Below are 21,022 nucleotides of genomic sequence, written 5' to 3' on the forward strand. Positions count from 1 at the left end.
CTCCTTTTTGATGGAGGAGATGAAAACATCAGCGTTGTAAAAACTGGTGTCTATACATTCATACGCAAAAAAAAGACTGACTAAAGAAGTATCTGTTTCGTTACGAAAATGGCTTTAAAAGCCACATATCGTTCACTAAACATCACTTTACTTTTTAGCCAATCCCTTTGTTCCATCAGAAGTTTCATCCCTCCGTCCCAGTCCAGTACTCTGGATCAAGGCAGATTTTCAAATAATTTGGTAGTTATGGGGGTGCAGTTCATATGAGATACTGCCCACTTGCATTATATCAAGTCAAATTCAAAAATTCTATTTATTTTTCTTTGATTTGACAAAAATCTACTGAATTTCAATGTCTGCAGAATAGATTGAATGTACAGTTCCTTTTCCATCTTCAAGGAGTAAAACACCGGCATCCGTTATGCCTAATGCTTTTCCGACAATCGTATCATTGACGGTACTGGCCTTGATGACTTGTCCAAGGCTGATGGCATAACTCTCCCACAACACCTTTATTGGCAGGAAGCCTTCAATTAAATAGAGATCATACAATTTTTCCAGGCGAAACAATGCACGTTGAATAACCTTGGACCTTGAAACCATTTCTCCACTTTCTATGAAAAGCGAAGACGCCTTTTCCTGCAAGTCTTCGGGAAAATCCTCCAATTTCTGATTGATATTCATGCCAATCCCAATAATGACAGAATGGATCCTATCCGATTCAGCCTGCATCTCAGTCAGGATACCTACCACTTTCTTGCGATTCACCAAAATATCATTCGGCCATTTAATTTGAGGTTTTACATCAGTTGTATCCTCGATTGCTTGAGCCACTGCCACAGCTGCCAATAATGTCAGTTGGGGAGCCTCATGAATCGGGATATTCGGTCTTAAGATGAGGCTCATCCAAATACCGCTGTATTTTGGGGAATGCCAAGATCTCATCAGTCTTCCTTTTCCAGAGATTTGCTCCTCGGCAACGACCAGGGTCCCCTCCTGAACGCCTTCATTTGCTAATTGATGGGCAATTTTTTGAGTCGATTCCACAGTTTCCTGATAGTGGATCATCTTGCCGATCGTTTTTGTTTCCAAGCCAAGTTGTATTTCGCTTTCGGACACTTTTTCCGGTGCTGAAATGATCCGATAGCCTTTTTTTCTAACGGCTTCCACATTATAACCTTCACTGCGCAGGTCTTCTATATGCTTCCAGACTGCTGTACGCGAACAGCCAATATATTCAGCAATTTCCTGACCAGATATAAATGCACCATCCGCTTTTGAGAGGGCTTCCATCAGCTTTGTTCTTAACTCAGATTGCATTTTTCCAGCCACCTCTTTATTTCTTCTTTATCATTTATTAATACATCGTCCAAAACTGCTTTCAATATCATTTCCAAGGATTCCTTCACCCAAGGACCAGGTTTTTCTTGATTCCAATTCAATAAATCCGTCCCCGTCACGGCAAGATCGGACATCTGTTTAATAATGAGTTTATTGTAATGTTGATGCGCGTTCTCCTCTGCATCCATCACGTCTCCTCCAGTCAGGGCAGCCCTGACTTTAGCTGCCTGTACGGCTAGGATTTGACCTGCCTGGAAAACATCGAAAGCTGAATTATCAAATGATGGGTCTTTCTTCACAAGCTGTATGATACGTTGGACATTTCTAATTGTTTTCAATGGCAGCTTCCATGCTCTTAATGCCGCTTCAATTTCCTGATCGCTCGTATGAACCATGATTACAGACCATATTTCTGCTGCTTTTAGCTGATTAAGCGGCAGTTTTAGTAAATTCCCTAAATGATCCTTCTCTTTGGAGAAGTGTGGCAGGTATTGATACAATCCGCTTTCAAGCAAGAGAGAAATAGCCCTTTTGTTATTCGAGCCAGCCATTAGCTTCTCAAATTCAACAAGGATTCTTTCGACAGCGATTTCATTGATGATTTGAGCATTCTCTTTTAGGGAAACAAACGTTTCTTGATCCAGTTCAAAACCAAGTTGACTGACGAACCTTAATGCACGCATCATTCTTAAAGCGTCCTCATGAAACCTTTCATGTGGATTGCCAACCGTGATTATCCTTTTTTCTGCCAAGTCACGCTTCCCATTAAATGGATCAATGATGTTCCCCGACTTATCCATGGCTATTGCATTCATCGTGAAATCTCTTCTTTGTAAATCTTCCGTCAAAGAACGGACAAATTGCACTGAATCAGGTCTGCGGAAGTCTGAATAACTGCTTTCCGTTCTGAACGTCGTTACTTCGTATGTACCCGTCTCCGTAATTATAATAACCGTTCCATGATCAATCCCGATATCGGCGGTTTTAGGAAAAATCCGTTTAATTTCCTCGGGTGTAGCGGAAGTGGCGATGTCCACATCGTTTATGGAACTGCCTAGGATATAATCCCTGACAGAACCACCAACGAAATAGGCCTCGAATCCTGCTTTTTCAATCAATTCAAGAATGGGCACCGATTTTAAGAATAATTGATTCATCAGCATCCCCTCCTTATTTCATAGATTTACCTTCAAGAGCTTCCATGTAAATGGCTTCATATTCTGCCATGATCGTATCGGAGTGAAAATCAGAATTAGCCCTTTCCAGTGCAGCCTCTGAAAAACGTTTATGTAAAATCGGGTCGCTTAAAAGGCCAATTGCTTTTTCAGCAACCGTTTCAACATCTCCTAGTTCACAAATATATCCAGTCTCCCCATCAACGATGACCTCAGGTATCCCCCCGATATTTGTTCCGATACAAGGAACCCCACATGCCATCGCTTCCAGCAAGACAAGGCCAAAACTCTCTTTTTCGGATAAGAGGAGTATCAAATCACTGATTGAATATAATTCGGCAAGATTATCTTGCTTGCAAAGAAACAAGACCGATTCATCAATTCCAAGATCTTTAGCCAATTTCAATACGGTAGTCACTTCCGGTCCGTCTCCGACGAGCAGAAGTTTCGCAGGCATTTTCTGTTGAGTTAAATAAAACGCCTGAATGACGTCTTTTACACGCTTGACCGAACGGAAATTCGAAACATGTATGATCACTTTTTCATCATCCCTGATTCCGTATTTTTCCCTTAGGTATCCGGAATTGGTTTTATGGTAATCTCTTTCATCAATAAAATTATAAATGGTTTTGATATCCTTATCCGGAGAGATTAAATCATGTGTTTGTTGCACAAGTGAATTGGATACCGCTGTTACGACATCGGATTGTTCTATCCCAAATTTTATTAAATTGGTCAATGAAGGATCTTGACCCAACACGGTTATGTCCGTACCATGCAGTGTGGTCACGATCTTTACTTCATTACCTGACATCTGCTTTGCCAGGATCGCACAAACAGCATGTGGGATCGCATAATGAACGTGAAGGATATCCAATTTCTCCCGTTTCACGACTTCCGCTATCTTGCTCGCAAGCGCCAAATCATACGGTGGATATTGAAATACAGAGTACGAGTTCACTTCAACTTGGTGATAATAAATATTATGGTACATTTTATTCAAGCGAAAAGGGAGGCTTGAGGAAATAAAATGTATTTCATGTCCTTTTTCCGCAAGCATCTTGCCTAATTCTGTTGCTACGACACCAGAACCCCCAACTGTAGGGTAACAGGTAATTCCAATTTTTAATTTCATAAGATTATTTTTCTCCTAACAAATCGGTATCAATCAGTAACGGTTTTTTTGTCATGAATCCTTCCGCATATGCGACACCCACTTCTTTGCCGAACATTCTCTCACGTGCCTCAACAGTCTCGATATAGCCATTCACTAGCGGGGTTTCAACTGTTATATCACTTTTCTCGAATTGGCTCCCATATGCTCTAAGGCTATCCAGTTTTTTCGATATGGTAGATGTGATGTCCACGACGAAGTCCGGCTTGTGAAAACCATTGATCATATAATAGTACATATTTTTGACACGATGCGATTCAATTCCATCTTCTTCCATGTACTTTCTGACTCCCGCCGAAAAAACTGCTTCTTCCACTAATTTCGCACAGTTTCCATGATCGGGATGGCGATCTGCCAAAAAAGGTGCAAATACAAGGGAAGGTTTATATTGACGTATGACCGTTATGATTTGATCTATGTATTCCGCTTTCATATATAAACCCCGGTCGGGTAAATCAAGGGATATTCTCTTCACCCCAAGGATTTCTGCAGCCTTTTGCGCTTCCTCTTGTCGTAAAGGCACAGTTCCATTCGATGACATTTCAGCTTTTGTCAAATCACAAATGACAATTTCCATGCCTTGTTGTACATATTTAGCAATCGTGCCACCCATACCGATTTCCACATCATCTGCGTGTGCACCGAAAGCCAGTATATCTATATTACTTTTGTTTATCATTAATCTCACCTTGTTTTTTTCGTAGTTTAAGCCAATCCATATACCCATTTTTCAGACCTTGTATTAGTACTTCTGCCGTACCCATATTTGTCGCTAATGGAATTTCATAGACATCAGAGAGACGTATAAGTGCTGATACATCCGGTTCATGGGGTTGTGATGTCAATGGATCGCGGAAAAATAAGACCATATCCATTTCTCCACGTGCGATCATGGCACCTATTTCCTGATCTCCGCCAAGTGGTCCCGAATGAAAGCGGTGGACAGGAAGTGATACTTCTTCCATAATTCGTTTCCCGGTCGTACCTGTAGCATATAAATCATGTTGCTGAAATACAGTTTTATAGGCAGTTACAAATTGAATGATATCTTCTTTTTTCTTATCATGGGCAATTAAGGCAATTCTCATCGTCTTCCTCCTAATCACTATTCGATAATGTTTTCTAGACCATATACGAGTACATCCAATTTCATGACGGTTTCGACAGCAAGTTTAACTCCTGACATGAAGGATGCCCGATTAAAGGAATCATGACGGATCGTCAATAGCTCTCCATCACTTCCGAAAAGCACCTGTTGGTGAGCAACAAGTCCCGGAAGCCGTACACTATGGATATGCATGCCATCCACATTCGCTCCTCTAGCTCCCTGAATGGTTTCTTTCTCATTAGGGTGCCCCTGTTGTTTTGTTTCACGTACGGCAGCAATCATATCTGCCGTTTTGGAAGCTGTGCCCGAAGGTGCATCCAGTTTTTGATCATGATGCATTTCTATGATTTCCACATCCGGGAAATACTTGGCGGCCATTTGTGAAAACTTCATCATCAAAATGGCTCCAATTGCAAAGTTTGGGGCGATGATGCAACCGATGCCTTTTTCCTTGGTTAACGAATCAAGTTTTGCTAAATCTTCCTTTGTAAAACCTGTCGTTCCCACTACAGGACGAATTCCGTGGTTAAGTGCCGTTTCGGTATGGTACATCCCCACTTCAGGTGTAGTTAAATCGATCAATACGTCTGCATTCACCGAAGAAAAACATTCATTTATATCTGAAAAAACAGGTGCTTCAATGCCTTGAAATCCTTCTATTGCGGAGAGGCTTTCCCCGTTATGCTTACGATCGATGACAGCTGCCAATTCAAACCCTTCTGTCCTATGTACCAGCTTCACCGCTTCATTTCCCATTCTGCCACGAGGTCCAGCTACAATCACTTTTACATTACTCATTTTTACCTTCCTCCTCCATTTTTTCTTCTTTTTTCGTCCATCTATCTTTATCACGGGTTGCAAACTTATGCATGACTTTATCATGTGAGCTTTGAAGATCTAACCCTAAAGAATTGGCAAAGCATATTAAAACAAAAAGCATGTCCCCCAATTCCTCTTCAACCGTATTCACTTCTTCAGTTGTTTTCTTAGGTTTTTCACCATGATAATGATTGACTTCCCTAGCCAATTCCCCAAGCTCTTCTGACATGCGTGCAAGCATGGCCAGAGGGCTGAAATATCCTTCTTTGAATTGCCCTATGTATTGGTCGACTTCTGCTTGCATTTGTTGGATCGTCTTGTGCTTTTCCATATTGTCACCCATTCTTGATTTTCGTTTACCTTACATTATACCTTCTCCATGTTAGCTAAAAGTGAAACAGATGACAACAGATACGTTCGTGAATCAAAATTGCCCATAGTTGGCTAATTAGTTATAATAAGTAAATTAATGATATATAAACCTTTTGGAGGTATGGGACATGCTTTTCGGCTTAAAATTGAAAAATACATTATTCATCCTATTTGGTGCAGGAATCTTTGCCTTTGGCCTTGTACATTTTAACATGCAGAACAATTTAGCCGAAGGCGGGTTCACCGGTCTCACCTTGATTATATATCAACTTATTGGAATAAATCCTTCTTATTCTAATTTGGTTTTGAATATTCCATTATTTTTTATTGGGTGGAAATATTTAGGGCGGACATCTTTCTTTTATACGATCATTGGAACAGTAGGCCTATCCGTTTGGCTATGGGTATTCGAAAGATATCAAATCGAAATCAACCTCGGAAACGATTTGATGCTGGTGGCTTTGTTTGCCGGGGTCTTTGTTGGTGTCGGGCTAGGCATCATCTTTCGTTACGGAGGGACAACAGGCGGAGTTGATATCATTGCCCGTTTTGCCCATCGGTATTTAGGAATGGCCATGGGACGGACTATGTTCATCTTTGATGCCTTTGTTATTGGTCTTTCCATCCTCACCTACCTGGATTACCGGGAAGCGATGTACACCCTTGTTGCCGTATTTATCGGTGCTAGAGTCATTGACTTTATGCAGGAAGGAGCATATGCAGCAAGAGGTGCAATGATCATCAGTGAGAAAAACAAAGAAATTGCAGAAAAAATCATGAATGAAATGGAGCGGGGCGTAACTGTATTAAGGGGATATGGATCATTTACACGCAATGATCGGGAAGTTCTCTATTGTGTTGTCGGGAAAAATGAGCTTGTCCGGTTAAAAAATTGCATAACTTCAGTGGACCCTCATGCATTCGTCTCTGTAAGTGAAGTGCATGATGTATTAGGTGAGGGCTTTACCCTCGATGAGAACAAGAATCCCATTGAAAGATAATCCATTTGCTTGAGGCATATCGAATGGCATGTAATCATTTTGAATGTTTCCCCGAATGTATGAATGTTATGAGCTGTGTTCTCCAATTATTTTTGATTCTTTTAAAAACGGTACATGAAAAAGGACGCCATCATATAATGGCGTCCTTTTTCAATTAATCTTCTTCTCTCATTCCTGTATACATAAGCAGAAGACGGACTAATTCAAGCACGGCTACAAGAGCGGCAGCAACGTACGTCATCGCAGCTGCACTTAAAACCTTTTTCGTTTCCCGTTCTTCATCATTTCGGATGACCCCAACGGAAACGAGCTGATCCATCGCCCGAGAAGAAGCATTGAATTCGACCGGGAGTGTAATCACTTGGAATAAAACTGCGGCTGACATAAATACGATACCCGCCAATAGCAAGCCAGGGATTGAAGCTAACATCCCGACTAAAATCAAAATCCAGGATATGTTAGACCCAAAGTTAGCTACCGGTACTAACGCATGGCGGAAACGTAAGAATGCATAAGCTTCTTTATCTTGGATCGCATGTCCAACTTCATGGGCCGCAACCGCAACACCAGCAACTGAATGGCCGTGATAGTTATTTGTTGACAAACGCACCGTTTTATCTCTTGGATCATAATGATCGGATAGCATGCCAGGTGTCTCTTCTACCCTGACATTGAACAGTCCATTTTGATCCAAAATGGCCCGCGCCGTCTCAGCACCATTCATACCAGAAGAAGCCGGTACTTTTGAATATTTTTTATACGTACTTTTCACTTTCATTTGTGCATAAATCGGGATTAAAATGATAATCGCCAAATAAATGAAATACATGGTATCCTCCTATAACTATTATTACTTTTAATTCTATGATTTGAGGGCACCCCTGTCAAATATAGTGTTCTCTTCCCATGCCTTTTTAATCATTATGTTCTTTTCTCGGTCTTCCCTGGTCACCTTTATATTTTCTCCAACCTACATATGAAAGAGTCATGATAATTATACTGCCTGTAGATATGATGACCCACCATAGGGAAGGGTCTGCATCATCCTCTCCCATGTCATCAAAAATGGAGGTTAGTTCATTTTGTAACGCATCCATTTCCTTTTGATTCTTCCCATCACTGATTACTTCCGGGCGGTATTGGTTAATGTATTGAATCCTGGTGTCCAGTTGCTGCATCGTTTCTTTAGACAGGTCTACTTTCAAGCTCGGATATATCATTTCATATTGTGAAAGGAATAAGTTCAATTGGCTATTGAATGTAATTGTGTCTTGATTGATTGCGGCATTCTTTGTCTGCTGAAAAGAATTCATCATTTGATCCTCCATCTCTGTCCACAGGGGCTGATGGGTGGACTTGACCGCGTCAACGACAAGCCTAAACTTTGTGACAGAATTAACCTTTTCCGAATCTCCCTTATTCATATCCTTTATTGTCATCAACGCCTCATTATGAGCTACAGTGATAATTCGAAGTTCGTCCATGTCAAGAATCTGCTCTTTCGCTGTCTCTTTTAAAAACCGGTCAGAAAAAAACGTCAGCATCTTTTCTGAATCGCCATATCGCTTCAACTTGGTCATTTCCAAGGCTCTATCGGAAATGTTATCTAATTGCTCCAAACTTGAAGAGGATTCTGCATAGACAGGGAAATGTAAGACGACAAATAAAACAGCAATGGTTAATATGATTTTTTTCAACATGCTACTCGTCCCTCCTCATATCTCTACTAAAACGATATGAAAGAAAAAACATGAGTAGACCTTGTCAACATAAAAAAGTTAACCCCGCTTTTACAAAGCTGTATGCGGGGTTAACTTTTTAATGGATGAAGGATAGAGTGATTCGTTTTTTTCTATATCCAAAGTACCAGCCGACGAAGATGGACAAGATACTAAGCCAAAAGGTAAAATAGCCGATCGATTTCATATAATCCAACAAATCACTATATATAGGCATCATTTCAAAAACATAATCGATTATGTCATTATGTATGGTCCAAATCCCTGCGACAATCAAATGCCAAGGTTTTATTCGGTAAAATGGTGCATATAATATCCCTTGAATCGCCATACCCAAATGAGAAGCCATTAACATATAACCTTCCCAAGGCAATGTACCCGTTGTCACTAACGTCAATAGATTCATTACGACTGCCCAAATGCCATATTTGAAAAGTGTTATGATCGCCAAGGCTTCCATCAATCCAAAATTTCTTTTTAAAAGGAACCCCAATAATACAAATACAAAAAACAGGCTAGCCGTCGGACTGTCTGGTACAAATGCCAAAAATATGGCCGGTGTAATTTCCAATTGGCTTCCGTACCAATAATATCCAAAAGCAGTTCCGAATATATTTACTATTAATAACAAAATGAGCATTTGCCGATTTGCAAGCCAACTGTAGATGATATTCATTCTTTTAACCTCTCTTACATACTCAAGTATACTCATTTTACAGGTCATCACCATCAAAACCAAGTATTATATTTCTATTTCTTTTCAATTAAGCTTCAATTTACCAATAAAAAAGCCGACAACCGTAGTCGTCAGCTCTTCATTTGCAGCATATGAAAGAAAAATGCTGTTGATGGATGGTTACATTATTTTGCGGATAATCCCGAAACAAATTCAGCTAGTGTTGCCAATTCTTCATCTGACCCCTTAAACATGCCAGCTGGCATGGCACCTTGGCCTTTGCGAGCGATTTTAGAAATTTCTTCTGGACTTAAACCAGTGTCAATTAAGCTTGGCGCTCCTGCTCCACCAGTTAATTCTGCTCCGTGACAACTAATACAGCCATTAGAATCCATCAATTTATACCCATCGCTCTCTTTATCAATGTCTGCACCTTCTACGATTGCTCCTTGTTTCTTAGAAGCTTCCCAATCGTGATGGGCTGCTGACTCCCAAGTTAAGTAGAAAACACCCGCCATTGCCAATAGCATGAAGCCTACAGCAAAAGGGCGTTTTGCCGGGCTCCGCTCTGGACCACGATCTAAAAAAGGTGCCAAGAGCAATGCTCCGAAAGCCAAACCAGGTATTACCATTGCCCCGATTGCATTATAAGGGCCTGATGCATAAGTATACTTAAGTAATTGGTAAAGGAATAGGAAATACCAGTCTGGCAGCGGAATATACGCTGTATCTGTAGGATCTGCTATTCTTTCCAATGGAGACGGATGTGCGATTGTCAAGCATAGATAACCAACAAGAAAAACTGCCCCGACCATCCATTCCTTTAAAAGGAAATTAGGCCAAAATGCTTCAGTTTTCCCAGGATATTCTGAATAATCTTTCGGAATATTCGGTTTACGGTTCGCAGAGATACGCGAGTCACCTACGAATTTCATACCTTTCCCACGATGCATTGAACAATTCCCCTCCTTTATGAAAAGGTTTTTTTAGTTCTTGGTTCATAATTCTATTATAGTGGACCTGAAATACCTTGTTTTCGGATCATTAAGAAATGAGCCGCCAGTAAAGCAAATAATGCTGCAGGCAAGAAGAATACATGAATTGCAAAGAATCGTGTCAATGTCTGTGCTCCAACGATGGTTGGATCTCCTGCTATCAATGCCCTGAGTGCCGGTCCCATTAACGGTACCGAATCGACAATGGTCAAAGTAACTTTCGTTGCGAATAGCGCTTTCATATCCCATGGCAGTAAATAACCAGTTAAACCTAATGCCAGCATGATGAAGAAAATCAATACGCCGACCATCCAGTTCAATTCGCGCGGTTTTTTGTAAGCTCCCTGGAAGAAGACACGAAGAGTATGTAAAAACATCATAACAATAACCAGACTTGCTCCCCAGTGATGCATACCACGAACGATTTGACCGAAGGCCACTTCATTTTGTAAATAATAAACAGATTCCCAAGCGTTTTTAATGTCCGGGACATAATACATCGTCAAGAACATGCCTGACAAGATTTGGATGACCGTGATAAAAAAAGTTAACCCACCAAAACAATATACGAATGCAGAAAAATGATGCGCGGGGTTAACATGTTCAGGAACCTCATGGTCAGCAATATCCCGCCATAACGGCGTAATATCTAAACGCTCGTCCACCCAGTCATATAACTTTGTTAGCAATGTTTACGCCTCCCCATGCGGTTTTAGTTGACCCAAGTAAAGAATTCCATCTTTTTCTTTCGTGTCATAGACATCCAAAGGTGAAACCGGCGGTGTCCCTTTCACGTTCACTCCATCTTTCGTATACCTGCCGTAATGGCAAGGACAGAAAAATTGATTCGGATTAGACTTATCCGTATTCCATGCTACCGTACAGCCTAAATGTTTACAGATTGGAGATAAAGCAATGATTTTACCATCATCCATTTTGTAAACCCAAGCTGTATTTGTTTCTTCGGACTCATACCACCCATCGACCTGCTTAAAGCTAAAGTCAACACGGGTTGGTTCGGTAGTCAGTTCACTTACCTTTTGTTTAGTTGCAACGTAATCCCCGCCTTTATCTACAGATAGTACTGGATCAATTGCAAACCTAACCATAGGCATCAACATACCGGCCGCCATAAATCCACCAACGCCAGTAAGTGTGTAATTAAGGAATTGACGTCGTGAAACATTATGCTTGCTCATGCGTTTTCCCCCCCTCTATTACTATACTGAGAGCCCAAAGGACCAATAAATAGCAACACTATAAAACTAGGACATTTCCATGATATCTCAATAATTTACCAAGGTCAATATTTGTAAAACCCAAAAGGTGGCAACTATGTGAAAATAATGAGAAAAATCCTACTTTTTTTCATTTTTCCAATTATAAGTGAAAATATCAAGGATTTGGAGAACTTGCTGGTTAATCATTTCCCTGGCTTGGTCATTTTCCAGACTATCTAGGAGGATGGCAGGGATCCAAACTAAATGGTTTTCTAATTCCTGCTCTTCCTTTTTCCATTCAAAATCTGATGTTAGAAAAAAAATATGCTTGAAATCATTTTCTTTCACTTCATTGGCCCAACCCTTTAACCGCTCAATTTTATCCATTTCATCATGTAAATAATGAAATGTTGGCATTAAAAGAATTCTTCCTTTCATCTGTTTTTCAATTTCCAAGCTTAAAATAGTAAGAAATTCATTCATTGAACCCGTTTGCTTCATTTGCCCTCCAAAAGAAATGGGAACCAATGGGATTAAAACGGTATCCACATACTCTTTTGACTGGATGTACATGTCAAGATCTTTTGCTGTCCACTTCATATTTTTTCTTCACTCCCGATTTTTTGAATCAACTCCTTATCATTTTACCATTATTTTTATAACACATTTACCATATACCCATAGTCTTTACAAAAATGTGGATTTTATCAATATTTTATAAAAAATAAAAACCTTTCCTGATTACGGAAAGGTCATTTTATTTCAGCCAAGTACTTTTAGCTGATTCAATTGTTCAGTTAGGCTCTTAAATGCTTGTTCATCATGCTTATCAAGTGCTTCATCGATTTCCTTAAGCAGGCGGTCCCTTTGAAAATACAACATGCTTTTTTCTAAAAATTGTTCAGCGAGCAGCTGATCTTTTTCGTTCGCTGCCGTTGATTTCGGCATGAATGGATTATGTTCCAGAACCGCTGCGTATTGATAGGAAGAGTATGCGGATTTAAAATTGAGTTGAATATAAATATCTTCATCCCGATTTAAACGGATATCGTGAAAAGATTTTTCAGCATCGGTCGTCATGATATTTGACTTATAGAACCTGAAAGGAACCTCTTCCACACAATGTGTCGACATAACCAGCCCACGCGGGCAATATTGGGCGTTCTCTACAAAATGAACCTTTTTCATTAATTGATCATGACTCATCAAATAATTCAATATCCACACACATTCTCTTCGTTTCAATTGATAATGATTTAAGAACCACCGAATAAATTCCTTCTTCTCATTCACAGAAACAGGGGCAGCCACCATGAATTCCCTCCTCTGTCTTGATTTAGTTTTATTTCGCTTATCTACATTTCATCTGTACTTTCACCTAGCCGCTCTAATATCATCACATACTCATCATTCGCTGGGTTTATCTCAAGCAGCTTATTAAATACTTCTCTAGATGTGGCTCTGTCTCCTTCTTCAATTAAAAAGAAACCATAGTCTTCGAGGAAATCTTGATTGTTCTTGAATGAATTATATGCTTTATGATAGCTGGTTAATGCCTCTTTAAATTGTTCGGTATGTTGATAGGATACAGCGGCAATCCATTCAAATTGCGGATCATCCTCCCCGTATCGCCTGACTTCACCGATACACTCCAACACATCTTCATATCTTTCATGATGCATATACAATTTCAAGAGTGTAAGTGCAGCTTCCAAATATCCAGGATCTATGGCAAGAGCTTCCTTAAATAAATTTTCCGCCTCTTCATCAAGTCCGCTTTTCAAGGCTATTTTTCCACCGAAGAAATAAAGTTCCTTATTGAACTCATCAGCCTTTATACCTTCTTTGACCGTTTTCAAGGCATTTTCCAAATCCTCTAGGTGTTCATAACTCTTTGCCAAATATAAATATAAGGAATGGTATTCATGATCCATTTCTTTCAGTTCAATAAACTTACGTACAGCTGTCTCATAAAGACCTGCCTGGAAAGCTGTAAATGCATACTCAAATAGCGTATTGATTTCAACTCCATCATCTAAGGCCTTTTCAAAGTACGGAAGTGCCTCCTCGAACTTCCCTGAACTGCTTAATGCTTCAGCAAGCCTCTGATTGACATTGACTCCAGCGATTTCTTGTTCCTGTTCCAAAACCTTTATGTAATTTGCAATGGCTTCCTGATCCCTTCCTTGGTGAAAGAACAGTTCACCTAGAGCAAAATCAATGATGATCTCATCTGGCAGTATTTCCTTGGCTTGCAGCAATTTTCTTTCACTGACCTCATCCATCCCCTGTAATTGATAAAGGTCCGCTTCCAAAAGCAAAGCACTTGGATATACTTCATCATCTACACTTACTTTTTCAAGCATTAGCATCGCTTCATCTTCTTGATCCATGTCAATCAGTATTTCAGCCAACGAAACAATCAATTCTCCTTCATCAGGATATAGTTCCAATAGGTGTTCAAAAAGATCCTTTGCCTCCTCCACAAAACCAAGCTGGAGCATTTCCTCGGCCAGCAACAATATGTCCTCGACTGACTCTGATGATTTAATTCGATTTATATGTTTAAGAGCTTCTTTTAATTCCCCTTTTTTTAAATGCTGAATAACTTGTTCCACAGTGTTCATTGCTGATTCCTTCCTTTTGCATGATAGACTTGGTCCCTAGTCATACACTCTCACGCCATATGTCATATTCTCTTCCATCAAGACCAAAATACCCATTTAATCGTGAGGTGCATAGTAAGCAGTATTCATTAGTTTACCATACTGTAGCCCTGTATTCCATTGATGAAGTCCCCTCCCATTCTCATTAAAAAAAGGTTACTAGTTAATTCTCCATGCTACGGTCAATCTCCTTTTTGATCACGGATCACTTTTTCATAATTTTTTAAGAATAAGACACGTATGAACATCAAAATGTTAACGCTTTCAATGTTTTCTGGCAAATTACATGAAAATAAAAAAAGTTTACAGACCTCCTTAATAGGTCTGTAAACTTGAAAATATTTACTGAATCAAATGAGTCAAATGCTCGAAGAATTGTGGATATGAAACATCAATTGCATCAGGGTCACCAAGTTCCACTTCACCATCAGCTATCAAAGCCGCTACAGCGAGCATCATCCCGATACGATGATCTCCATGGCTTGTAACCATGCCTCCGTTCAGGGCTTTCCGTCCATTGATAATTAATCCATCCGCAGTCGGCGTTATATCAGCCCCAAGGATGGAAAGCTCGTTTGCGACCGTATCTATTCGATTGGTCTCTTTCACTTTGAGCTCTGCTGCATCCTTGATTGTCGTTATTCCCTCCGCCTGGGATGCCAGGAGTGCAATAACCGGAATCTCATCGATGAGGCGCGGGATTAGATCTCCACTGATGGTTGTTCCTTTTAAGCGGGAGCTTCTGACTGTAATATCTCCTGTTGGTTCACCTTCGCTCGCCTTCATCTCTATCGAAATATCTGCGCCCATCGATTTCATAACGTCGATGATTCCTGACCTTGTCGAATTAAGGCCGACATTTTTTAAAACGACTTCACTATTTTCCGTGATTGCTGCAGCCACCATGAAGAATGCAGCTGAAGAAATATCTCCTGGCACATGGATCGTGGTTCCTTTGAAGACTTGATTTCCGCTAACTTTAATCGTTTGACCGTCCTTTTCGATTTTCCCGCCAAACTCCTGGATCATTCGTTCTGTATGATCACGGGTCTCTTCCGGTTCAACAATGATCGTTTCCCCTTCAGCTTGTAAACCTGCCAGGATTATCGCTGATTTCACCTGCGCACTTGCCACAGGCAATTCATATCGAAATCCTTGTAACTTGCCACCTCTTATGAAGAGAGGCGTATATTCGGCACCTTTACGACCATCAATGACCGCTCCCATCTCACGAAGAGGGTTCACTACCCGTGACATAGGGCGTTTGGCTATGGATTCGTCACCTTCCAAAACGGCGGAAAAATCTTGTCCGGCCAAAATGCCCATCATTAACCTGATCGTGGTACCAGAGTTTCCGACATCCAGCACTTCTTCCGGTTCCTTCAATCCATGAAAACCTTTGCCCTCAATCCGGACCTGATGTCCTTCTTGTTCAATATGGACTCCAAGTTGCCGAAAACTGGAAATCGTACTTAAACAATCGGCTCCTGGAAGAAAATTAGTGACTTTCGTTTCTCCCTCTGCAAGGGCTCCGAACATTATCGAACGATGGGAGATGGACTTATCTCCTGGTATGGCAATCGAACCACGTAATGATTGAATGTTGGTTTGTAATTTTTTTGTTTTCATACAATCATCCTTCCCCTATTATTATTATGCCAGGATCGTTTCATAATCCGTATGTCTTGAGATACAATCAGCGGCTTTTATGCGATCAACATCCGTTTGAAAACTGATGACCAGCACACCGTATATCTCTTCCCTGGTTTCTATGATCCTAATGTTTGTAATGCTGATACCTTCTTGGGCCAAATATCCGGTGATCTCAGAAATTATTCCGGCATAATCCGGTATATCGATATATAAATCATAAAAGGCTGGGATGGCGCCTTTAGCGTGGGTTGGCAGATCATCCCTGAAAATCTTGGCTTCAGCAAAGAATCGAAGGATTTCTTCACTATCTTCATTTGCCACCAACCCTTTAATATGCTCCATTTCAGCAAGCCAATCATTCATTAATACAAGCAAAACATCCCGGTTATGTAACAAAATGTCACGCCACATTTCCGGACTGCTTGAAGCAATTCTTGTAATATCCCGAAACCCACCAGCTGCAAGCCTTGAAATCAACTTATTTTCCTTACTGTAATTTTCCGCTTGCTTGACCAGACCCGATGCGACAATATGCGGAAAATGACTAATGACTCCCGTCAACTTATCATGTGTAGCAGGAGTGACAACCAAAAAGTTCGCTCTTGTCCCTTTTAACCACTCTTTGAGCTGCTCCACTTTTTCTTCTTCTATCGAATCTCCAGGAGTGAGTAAATAAAATGCATGTTCAAATAAGTGCAATTTGGCTGCCCCTGCACCACTTTTATGGGAACCGGCCATAGGGTGCCCCCCGATGAAGGCCACCCCTTTATCTATCAATGGTTTCGCTGCCTTTACGACTGTATCCTTCGTACTTCCGGCATCCGATATGAGGACATCACTTTTTAAATCCATGTCTGCTAATTGAGCTAATATCTTGACCGTTTCATTGACAGGTACAGCAAGTATGATCAAATCAGCTTCACATGCTCCCGCTTCCAGGGAAGATACCGAATCATCTATGATTCCCAATAGCATCGAAAGCTGAATATTCTTTTCACTTAGGTCCGTACCAACAATCACGGCATCAGGATGTGCATGGCGTACAGCCATGGCCAAGGATCCTCCAATTAGACCTAGACCTATTACAAAAACCTTTCCCTTCACTCTTCTCTCCCCCGCATCTATTATGCCCCTCTAGTTTGATAAAACGTTAGAGCAGCGAATCAGAAGGTGCCTCAACTTCATTCAAGAAAGTTTTGATAGCGTTAATCATTCCTTCATTTTCTTCAGTAGATCCAATCGTCACCCTCAGGCTATTAGGAAACCCGAAAGATTTACCCGACCTTGCAATATATCCACGCTCAAGCAAATATTGGAACACCACATCGGCATCCTGTTTAAAATGGATAAAAATAAAGTTACCTTGCGACGGGTAATAGTCTAAATTTTCCTTACTGCAAAACTCATAGTACTGCTTAAGCCCTTTTTGATTTTCTTCCTTGCATTTTTCAATGAAAGCTTGATCTTCCAAAGCGACGATAGCAATGTTTTGGGCAAAAGTGTTGACATTGAATGGTTCCCGGGATGGATCTAGCTTTTGAATAATATCCTCATCCGCCAATCCGTATCCTACCCGAAAACTCGCAAGTCCATAAATTTTTGAAAACGTACGAAGGATGATCAAATTTTTATATTTATTAATCCATTGATTCGTTTTCGGGTAATCTTCTGCCGTTGCATATTCACAATAGGCTTCATCCAGGACGATAAGCACATCCTCCGGCACCTTTTCGATAAACGATAATAAGTCCTGTTCCGAAATGTATTTCCCTGTAGGATTATTGGGTGTACAAAGCCAAACAACCGCCGTTTTTTCGTCTATGGCATTTGTCATTCCGTCTAGATCATGCGCTCCGTCAATATGAGGAACATCCCTGATTTCCGCACCCTCCAGCGTAGCATTATGGCGATACTGCGAAAAAGTGCCTGTTGCCATGACCGTATTCTTTCCAGCCCCCAATAGACTTCTGGAAATAATTTGGATATTCTCATCTGATCCATTTCCAAAAATAAGCTGGGTCTCTTTCACACCTGTATGTTTTGCGACAGCTTCTCTTAGCATCGTTGCATATCCATCCGGGTAGATCGCGAAAGAATGTGTTGAATTCCTGACAGACTCTTTGACCTTTTCCGAACAGCCAAAAGGATTTTCATTTGAAGCTAATTTCGTGATTTTTTCAAGACCATACAATTTTTTCACTTCATCTGTGGATTTTCCTGGTTGATAAGACTTCAAGGAAAGGACCGCTTCATTCCACTTCATGTCAATCACCTCTATATTTTTATCACTTTAAAGTAAGAAAGTGTGAGAATAGTGTATCATATTCCTGTATTCATGATCATCTTATATTTTCTTTGTCAAATCTGGTCGTAATGCGATTGCCCCACCTTGATATACATGCTGTATCTCTTTTTGAGATATCGTTGTATTTACATGGATCATAACACGAATGCAAAATGGCAATGAATTGCTCACTGGTATTTCTTTCATGCATGTAACCGGTACATAGGTCCAGCCATCAAATTTCCTCAAGGCTTTGGCAGGAAAGACAGAACGAATCTCATCCGTAGCAGAAAAAAATACTGAAGCAACCATTTCGGGATCAATTTTGTTTAGGTGAATGATTTCTGCCATTAACTTCTCGACAGCGTCAATCACTTCCGTTTCCGTGTCGTTCTCGATTGTTGTTGCACCCCTTATTCCTCTAATCACACATAGTTCCCCCTTCTCTCTGAATTTCATTTCATATCAATCATTTCCTCTAACAGCTCAGAGTCGGCTATGTCCATTAATAGTGGTGACCCCACCTGCTTTAGCAGGACAAAAGTAGCTGCTTCATTGATTGATTTTTTGTCTGTTTTCATTAAATTAAGTAAAGTTGTGTTTTCAAGTCCAGTAGGAATGGTTGTTTGATAACCTAAAGAGGATACCCAATTAATAAACTCCTCAAGTTTAAAATCGAGACCCTCTTTTTTTCTGCTTAATTTAAGAGCATATACCATCCCGATTAATATGGATTCCCCATGCGTAAAGTTTCCATATCCCATTGAACCTTCTACTGCATGTCCAAGCGTATGACCAAAATTCAAAAAGGCTCGAATGCCCATTTCTTTTTCATCTTCTTCGACAATTTCCGCTTTAATGCCAATCCCTTTTGTAATCATTGTCAGGAATTGCTCATCCGTTATATTATTCAAATCCACAATATTCGACTTTAACCATTGATAAAACTCATTATCGGCTATCAAGGAATGTTTAATGACTTCAGCAAAACCTGACCTTAATTCCTGGAGAGGCAGAGTTTGTAAAAATTCAAGATCATATATGACCGCTTCAGGCTGATGAAAGGCCCCAATCATATTTTTCCCTAGAGGGTGATTGATGGCAACCTTTCCGCCCACAGCACTATCATGGGCGAGCAAGGTTGTAGGAACCTGAATGAATGGAATCCCCCTCATAAAAGTTGCCGCAACAAATCCAGCCAAGTCACCGACTGCACCACCACCAAGGGCGATAATCAATGACTTGCGGTTAAGCTGTTGGGATAAGCAATAGCTTTGGCATTCATAAAACACTTCGAATGTTTTAGCATGCTCCCCTTCTGGCACTATATGTTGCAGGACCGGTTTCCCCGTCTTGATCAGAGCGTTTTTTACAGTTTGCAAATGAAGTTCCGCTACTTTCTCATCCGTTATGATCAAAATCTTATTTAGATGATTTAATTCATCCGTTATTAATTCCGGTAATTCATTGATCGCCTTCTGGCCAATTAAAACCGGATATTGCTTGGAAGCCGTTTTTATTTGGATGGATTCCATGATTTAAAACTCCTTTACTTCTTCACGATAGGATCTTATGTAATCCGCTAATTGCTCATATCGATCTGAAGGGAATTGATCAACGATGGCAGCCGCCAGTTCCCATGCAACTACAGCCTCAGCAACTACTGCTGCAGCAGGAACTGCACAACTATCGGAACGTTCGACACTTGCTTCGAATACTTCCTTCGTATCAATATCAACACTTTTCAATGGTTTATATAAAGTAGGGATTGGCTTCATTACACCGCGCACAACGATCGGCATTCCAGTTGTCATACCGCCTTCAAAACCGCCAAGGCGATTGGTTTTCCGGTAATAACCCTGTTCTTCATCCCAAGCAATTTCATCATGGACATCACTGCCGAAACGATGGGCCGCTTCAAATCCAAGTCCTATTTCTACCCCTTTGAATGCATTAATGCTCATTATTGCAGCAGCAACTTTCGCATCAAGTTTACGGTCATAATGCACATAGCTTCCTACACCCACAGGCATTCCTTCTACAATGACCTCAACAATTCCACCGATGGAATCACCTTTTTGTTTCGCTTCATCAATTGCATCCTTCATCTGCTGCTCCACGTTTTTATCAAAACATCGAACTGAAGATTCTTCTGTCACCTGTTGCAATTGCTGAATTGTTTCGTATTTTGGCGGTTCCGCCTTCACTCCACCTATTTCCAAAACATGTGATGCCACTTCTATTCCCAATAACGACAATAACTTTTTAGCGACAGCACCTGCTGCCACTCTTACAGTCGTTTCACGAGCTGAAGAGCGTTCCAATACATTTCTTAAATCACGGTGCCCGTATTTAATCCCACCGTTCAAATCGGCATGACCTGGGCGCGGCCGGGTAATTTTACGTTTGACTTCTTCAGCTTCTTCCTCTGAAAGACCTTCACTTCCCATAATCTTTGTCCAATGCTTCCAGTCGTCGTTCTCAACAACTAAAGCCACAGGTGAACCTAATGTGTAGCCATGTCTGATTCCCGAAGATATAAAAGCCTGATCTTTCTCGATCTGCATTCTTCGACCACGTCCATGCCCTTTTTGCCGGCGTCCTAATTCTTCATTAATATCCTCATTCGTAATCGGCATTCCTGCCGGTAATCCCTCAATAATAGTAGTAAGTTGCGGACCATGTGATTCTCCCGCTGTTAAATATCTCATCTTCCAGCCCCCCTTTTAGCACTTTAAAGTGTATATGTATCAATATACCACAATTTTATGAAATATGGGTATATGTAAAACGCAAAAA

At 40.6% G+C, this 21,022-nt stretch carries 22 protein-coding genes and 1 pseudogene; 1 reads left to right on the forward strand and 22 read right to left on the reverse strand.

Features of this window, described 5'->3' with window-relative positions; all coding sequences use genetic code 11:
- Window positions 1-339 precede the first annotated feature (339 nt).
- From ACFWE9_RS04195 to ACFWE9_RS04225, 7 genes are read right to left on the reverse strand one after another with little or no spacing between them, the layout of a single operon-like run.
- On the reverse strand, window positions 340-1,320 hold the full coding sequence (locus ACFWE9_RS04195; RefSeq protein WP_230156990.1) for a biotin--[acetyl-CoA-carboxylase] ligase: 981 nt from the start codon (window positions 1,318-1,320) through the stop codon (window positions 340-342).
- Window positions 1,305-2,498: a CCA tRNA nucleotidyltransferase gene (locus ACFWE9_RS04200; protein WP_377355726.1), complete on the reverse strand. Its 1,194-nt coding sequence runs from the start codon at window positions 2,496-2,498 to the stop codon at window positions 1,305-1,307. Before ACFWE9_RS04200 ends, ACFWE9_RS04195 begins: the two co-directional genes overlap by 16 nt.
- Before the next feature lie 13 nt (window positions 2,499-2,511).
- Window positions 2,512-3,651: an N-acetyl-alpha-D-glucosaminyl L-malate synthase BshA gene (gene bshA / locus ACFWE9_RS04205; RefSeq protein WP_230156988.1), complete on the reverse strand. Its 1,140-nt coding sequence runs from the start codon at window positions 3,649-3,651 to the stop codon at window positions 2,512-2,514.
- Between the two features lie 4 nt (window positions 3,652-3,655).
- The gene (bshB1, locus tag ACFWE9_RS04210) at window positions 3,656-4,369 is read right to left on the reverse strand and encodes a bacillithiol biosynthesis deacetylase BshB1 (RefSeq protein WP_230156987.1); all 714 of its coding nucleotides are present in this window, start codon (window positions 4,367-4,369) and stop codon (window positions 3,656-3,658) included.
- Window positions 4,353-4,778 (reverse strand): methylglyoxal synthase, encoded by a 426-nt coding sequence (locus tag ACFWE9_RS04215; protein ID WP_230156986.1) that lies wholly within the window; start codon window positions 4,776-4,778, stop codon window positions 4,353-4,355. The genes bshB1 and ACFWE9_RS04215 overlap by 17 nt, the downstream gene beginning before the upstream one ends.
- Window positions 4,779-4,795: 17 nt before the next feature.
- Entirely contained in the window at window positions 4,796-5,596 is an 801-nt protein-coding gene (dapB, locus tag ACFWE9_RS04220) for a 4-hydroxy-tetrahydrodipicolinate reductase (RefSeq protein WP_230156985.1), read from the reverse strand.
- A complete protein-coding gene (locus ACFWE9_RS04225) occupies window positions 5,589-5,948 on the reverse strand; it encodes a nucleotide pyrophosphohydrolase (RefSeq protein WP_230156984.1) in 360 nt (119 codons plus the stop codon). The genes dapB and ACFWE9_RS04225 overlap by 8 nt, the downstream gene beginning before the upstream one ends.
- A 169-nt stretch (window positions 5,949-6,117) precedes the next feature.
- Here ACFWE9_RS04225 and ACFWE9_RS04230 point away from each other — a divergent pair, with 169 nt between their 5' ends.
- A complete protein-coding gene (locus ACFWE9_RS04230; protein ID WP_377355729.1) occupies window positions 6,118-6,990 on the forward strand; it encodes a YitT family protein in 873 nt (290 codons plus the stop codon).
- 154 nt (window positions 6,991-7,144) lie between these two features.
- On the opposite strand, the gene ACFWE9_RS04235 is transcribed toward ACFWE9_RS04230, so the two are convergent.
- The 15 genes and pseudogenes from ACFWE9_RS04235 to aroC form a co-directional block, all read right to left on the reverse strand.
- On the reverse strand, window positions 7,145-7,819 hold the full coding sequence (locus ACFWE9_RS04235; protein ID WP_230156982.1) for a zinc metallopeptidase: 675 nt from the start codon (window positions 7,817-7,819) through the stop codon (window positions 7,145-7,147).
- Window positions 7,820-7,904: 85 nt separating this feature from the next.
- Complete coding sequence (ypjB, locus tag ACFWE9_RS04240) at window positions 7,905-8,690, reverse strand: sporulation protein YpjB (protein WP_230156981.1); 786 nt, start codon at window positions 8,688-8,690, stop codon at window positions 7,905-7,907.
- 118 nt (window positions 8,691-8,808) lie between these two features.
- Window positions 8,809-9,405: a lipoprotein heptaprenylglyceryl N-acetyltransferase LhaT gene (gene lhaT, locus ACFWE9_RS04245; protein WP_230156980.1), complete on the reverse strand. Its 597-nt coding sequence runs from the start codon at window positions 9,403-9,405 to the stop codon at window positions 8,809-8,811.
- Between the two features lie 185 nt (window positions 9,406-9,590).
- On the reverse strand, window positions 9,591-10,358 hold the full coding sequence (locus ACFWE9_RS04250) for a menaquinol-cytochrome c reductase cytochrome b/c subunit (protein WP_230156979.1): 768 nt from the start codon (window positions 10,356-10,358) through the stop codon (window positions 9,591-9,593).
- Between the two features lie 56 nt (window positions 10,359-10,414).
- On the reverse strand, window positions 10,415-11,089 hold the full coding sequence (gene qcrB, locus ACFWE9_RS04255; protein ID WP_230156978.1) for a menaquinol-cytochrome c reductase cytochrome b subunit: 675 nt from the start codon (window positions 11,087-11,089) through the stop codon (window positions 10,415-10,417).
- Between the two features lie 3 nt (window positions 11,090-11,092).
- The gene (locus ACFWE9_RS04260) at window positions 11,093-11,599 is read right to left on the reverse strand and encodes a QcrA and Rieske domain-containing protein (RefSeq protein WP_230156977.1); all 507 of its coding nucleotides are present in this window, start codon (window positions 11,597-11,599) and stop codon (window positions 11,093-11,095) included.
- A 159-nt stretch (window positions 11,600-11,758) separates the two neighbouring features.
- The gene (locus ACFWE9_RS04265) at window positions 11,759-12,220 is read right to left on the reverse strand and encodes a YpiF family protein (protein ID WP_377355732.1); all 462 of its coding nucleotides are present in this window, start codon (window positions 12,218-12,220) and stop codon (window positions 11,759-11,761) included.
- Between the two features lie 162 nt (window positions 12,221-12,382).
- On the reverse strand, window positions 12,383-12,934 hold the full coding sequence (locus ACFWE9_RS04270) for a ReoY family proteolytic degradation factor (RefSeq protein ID WP_377355734.1): 552 nt from the start codon (window positions 12,932-12,934) through the stop codon (window positions 12,383-12,385).
- A gap of 41 nt (window positions 12,935-12,975) precedes the next feature.
- Window positions 12,976-14,250 (reverse strand): annotated as a pseudogene (locus ACFWE9_RS04275) (tetratricopeptide repeat protein); the annotation flags it as partial.
- Between the two features lie 378 nt (window positions 14,251-14,628).
- Window positions 14,629-15,915 (reverse strand): 3-phosphoshikimate 1-carboxyvinyltransferase, encoded by a 1,287-nt coding sequence (aroA, locus tag ACFWE9_RS04280; protein WP_377355736.1) that lies wholly within the window; start codon window positions 15,913-15,915, stop codon window positions 14,629-14,631.
- Window positions 15,916-15,939: 24 nt separating this feature from the next.
- Entirely contained in the window at window positions 15,940-17,043 is a 1,104-nt protein-coding gene (locus tag ACFWE9_RS04285; protein ID WP_230156972.1) for a prephenate dehydrogenase, read from the reverse strand.
- A gap of 46 nt (window positions 17,044-17,089) precedes the next feature.
- Window positions 17,090-18,202 (reverse strand): histidinol-phosphate transaminase, encoded by a 1,113-nt coding sequence (hisC, locus tag ACFWE9_RS04290; RefSeq protein ID WP_377355738.1) that lies wholly within the window; start codon window positions 18,200-18,202, stop codon window positions 17,090-17,092.
- Between the two features lie 81 nt (window positions 18,203-18,283).
- On the reverse strand, window positions 18,284-18,652 hold the full coding sequence (gene aroH, locus ACFWE9_RS04295; RefSeq protein ID WP_230156970.1) for a chorismate mutase: 369 nt from the start codon (window positions 18,650-18,652) through the stop codon (window positions 18,284-18,286).
- Window positions 18,653-18,678: 26 nt separating this feature from the next.
- Entirely contained in the window at window positions 18,679-19,758 is a 1,080-nt protein-coding gene (aroB, locus tag ACFWE9_RS04300; protein ID WP_230156969.1) for a 3-dehydroquinate synthase, read from the reverse strand.
- Window positions 19,759-19,761: 3 nt separating this feature from the next.
- Window positions 19,762-20,934, reverse strand: a complete 1,173-nt coding sequence (gene aroC, locus ACFWE9_RS04305) for a chorismate synthase (protein ID WP_230156968.1) — start codon at window positions 20,932-20,934, stop codon at window positions 19,762-19,764.
- Window positions 20,935-21,022: the final 88 nt, after the last annotated feature.

It is taken from the genome of Peribacillus sp. NPDC060253 (assembly GCF_042727425.1).
In the GTDB taxonomy this organism is placed as follows: domain Bacteria; phylum Bacillota; class Bacilli; order Bacillales; family DSM-1321; genus Peribacillus.

Coding starts and splice junctions, on each gene's coding strand:
- bshA (WP_230156988.1), bottom strand. CDS start 3,651: ATGAAATTAAAAATTGGAATTACCTGTTACCCTACAGTTGGGGGTTCT.
- ACFWE9_RS04270 (WP_377355734.1), bottom strand. CDS start 12,934: ATGGTGGCTGCCCCTGTTTCTGTGAATGAGAAGAAGGAATTTATTCGG.
- bshB1 (WP_230156987.1), bottom strand. CDS start 4,369: ATGATAAACAAAAGTAATATAGATATACTGGCTTTCGGTGCACACGCA.
- ACFWE9_RS04200 (WP_377355726.1), bottom strand. CDS start 2,498: ATGAATCAATTATTCTTAAAATCGGTGCCCATTCTTGAATTGATTGAA.
- ACFWE9_RS04260 (WP_230156977.1), bottom strand. CDS start 11,599: ATGAGCAAGCATAATGTTTCACGACGTCAATTCCTTAATTACACACTT.
- ACFWE9_RS04195 (WP_230156990.1), bottom strand. CDS start 1,320: ATGCAATCTGAGTTAAGAACAAAGCTGATGGAAGCCCTCTCAAAAGCG.
- dapB (WP_230156985.1), bottom strand. CDS start 5,596: ATGAGTAATGTAAAAGTGATTGTAGCTGGACCTCGTGGCAGAATGGGA.
- ypjB (WP_230156981.1), bottom strand. CDS start 8,690: ATGTTGAAAAAAATCATATTAACCATTGCTGTTTTATTTGTCGTCTTA.
- ACFWE9_RS04230 (WP_377355729.1), top strand. CDS start 6,118: ATGCTTTTCGGCTTAAAATTGAAAAATACATTATTCATCCTATTTGGT.
- lhaT (WP_230156980.1), bottom strand. CDS start 9,405: ATGAATATCATCTACAGTTGGCTTGCAAATCGGCAAATGCTCATTTTG.
- aroC (WP_230156968.1), bottom strand. CDS start 20,934: ATGAGATATTTAACAGCGGGAGAATCACATGGTCCGCAACTTACTACT.
- ACFWE9_RS04265 (WP_377355732.1), bottom strand. CDS start 12,220: ATGAAGTGGACAGCAAAAGATCTTGACATGTACATCCAGTCAAAAGAG.
- ACFWE9_RS04235 (WP_230156982.1), bottom strand. CDS start 7,819: ATGTATTTCATTTATTTGGCGATTATCATTTTAATCCCGATTTATGCA.
- ACFWE9_RS04215 (WP_230156986.1), bottom strand. CDS start 4,778: ATGAGAATTGCCTTAATTGCCCATGATAAGAAAAAAGAAGATATCATT.
- hisC (WP_377355738.1), bottom strand. CDS start 18,202: ATGAAGTGGAATGAAGCGGTCCTTTCCTTGAAGTCTTATCAACCAGGA.
- ACFWE9_RS04250 (WP_230156979.1), bottom strand. CDS start 10,358: ATGCATCGTGGGAAAGGTATGAAATTCGTAGGTGACTCGCGTATCTCT.
- ACFWE9_RS04225 (WP_230156984.1), bottom strand. CDS start 5,948: ATGGAAAAGCACAAGACGATCCAACAAATGCAAGCAGAAGTCGACCAA.
- aroA (WP_377355736.1), bottom strand. CDS start 15,915: ATGAAAACAAAAAAATTACAAACCAACATTCAATCATTACGTGGTTCG.
- aroB (WP_230156969.1), bottom strand. CDS start 19,758: ATGGAATCCATCCAAATAAAAACGGCTTCCAAGCAATATCCGGTTTTA.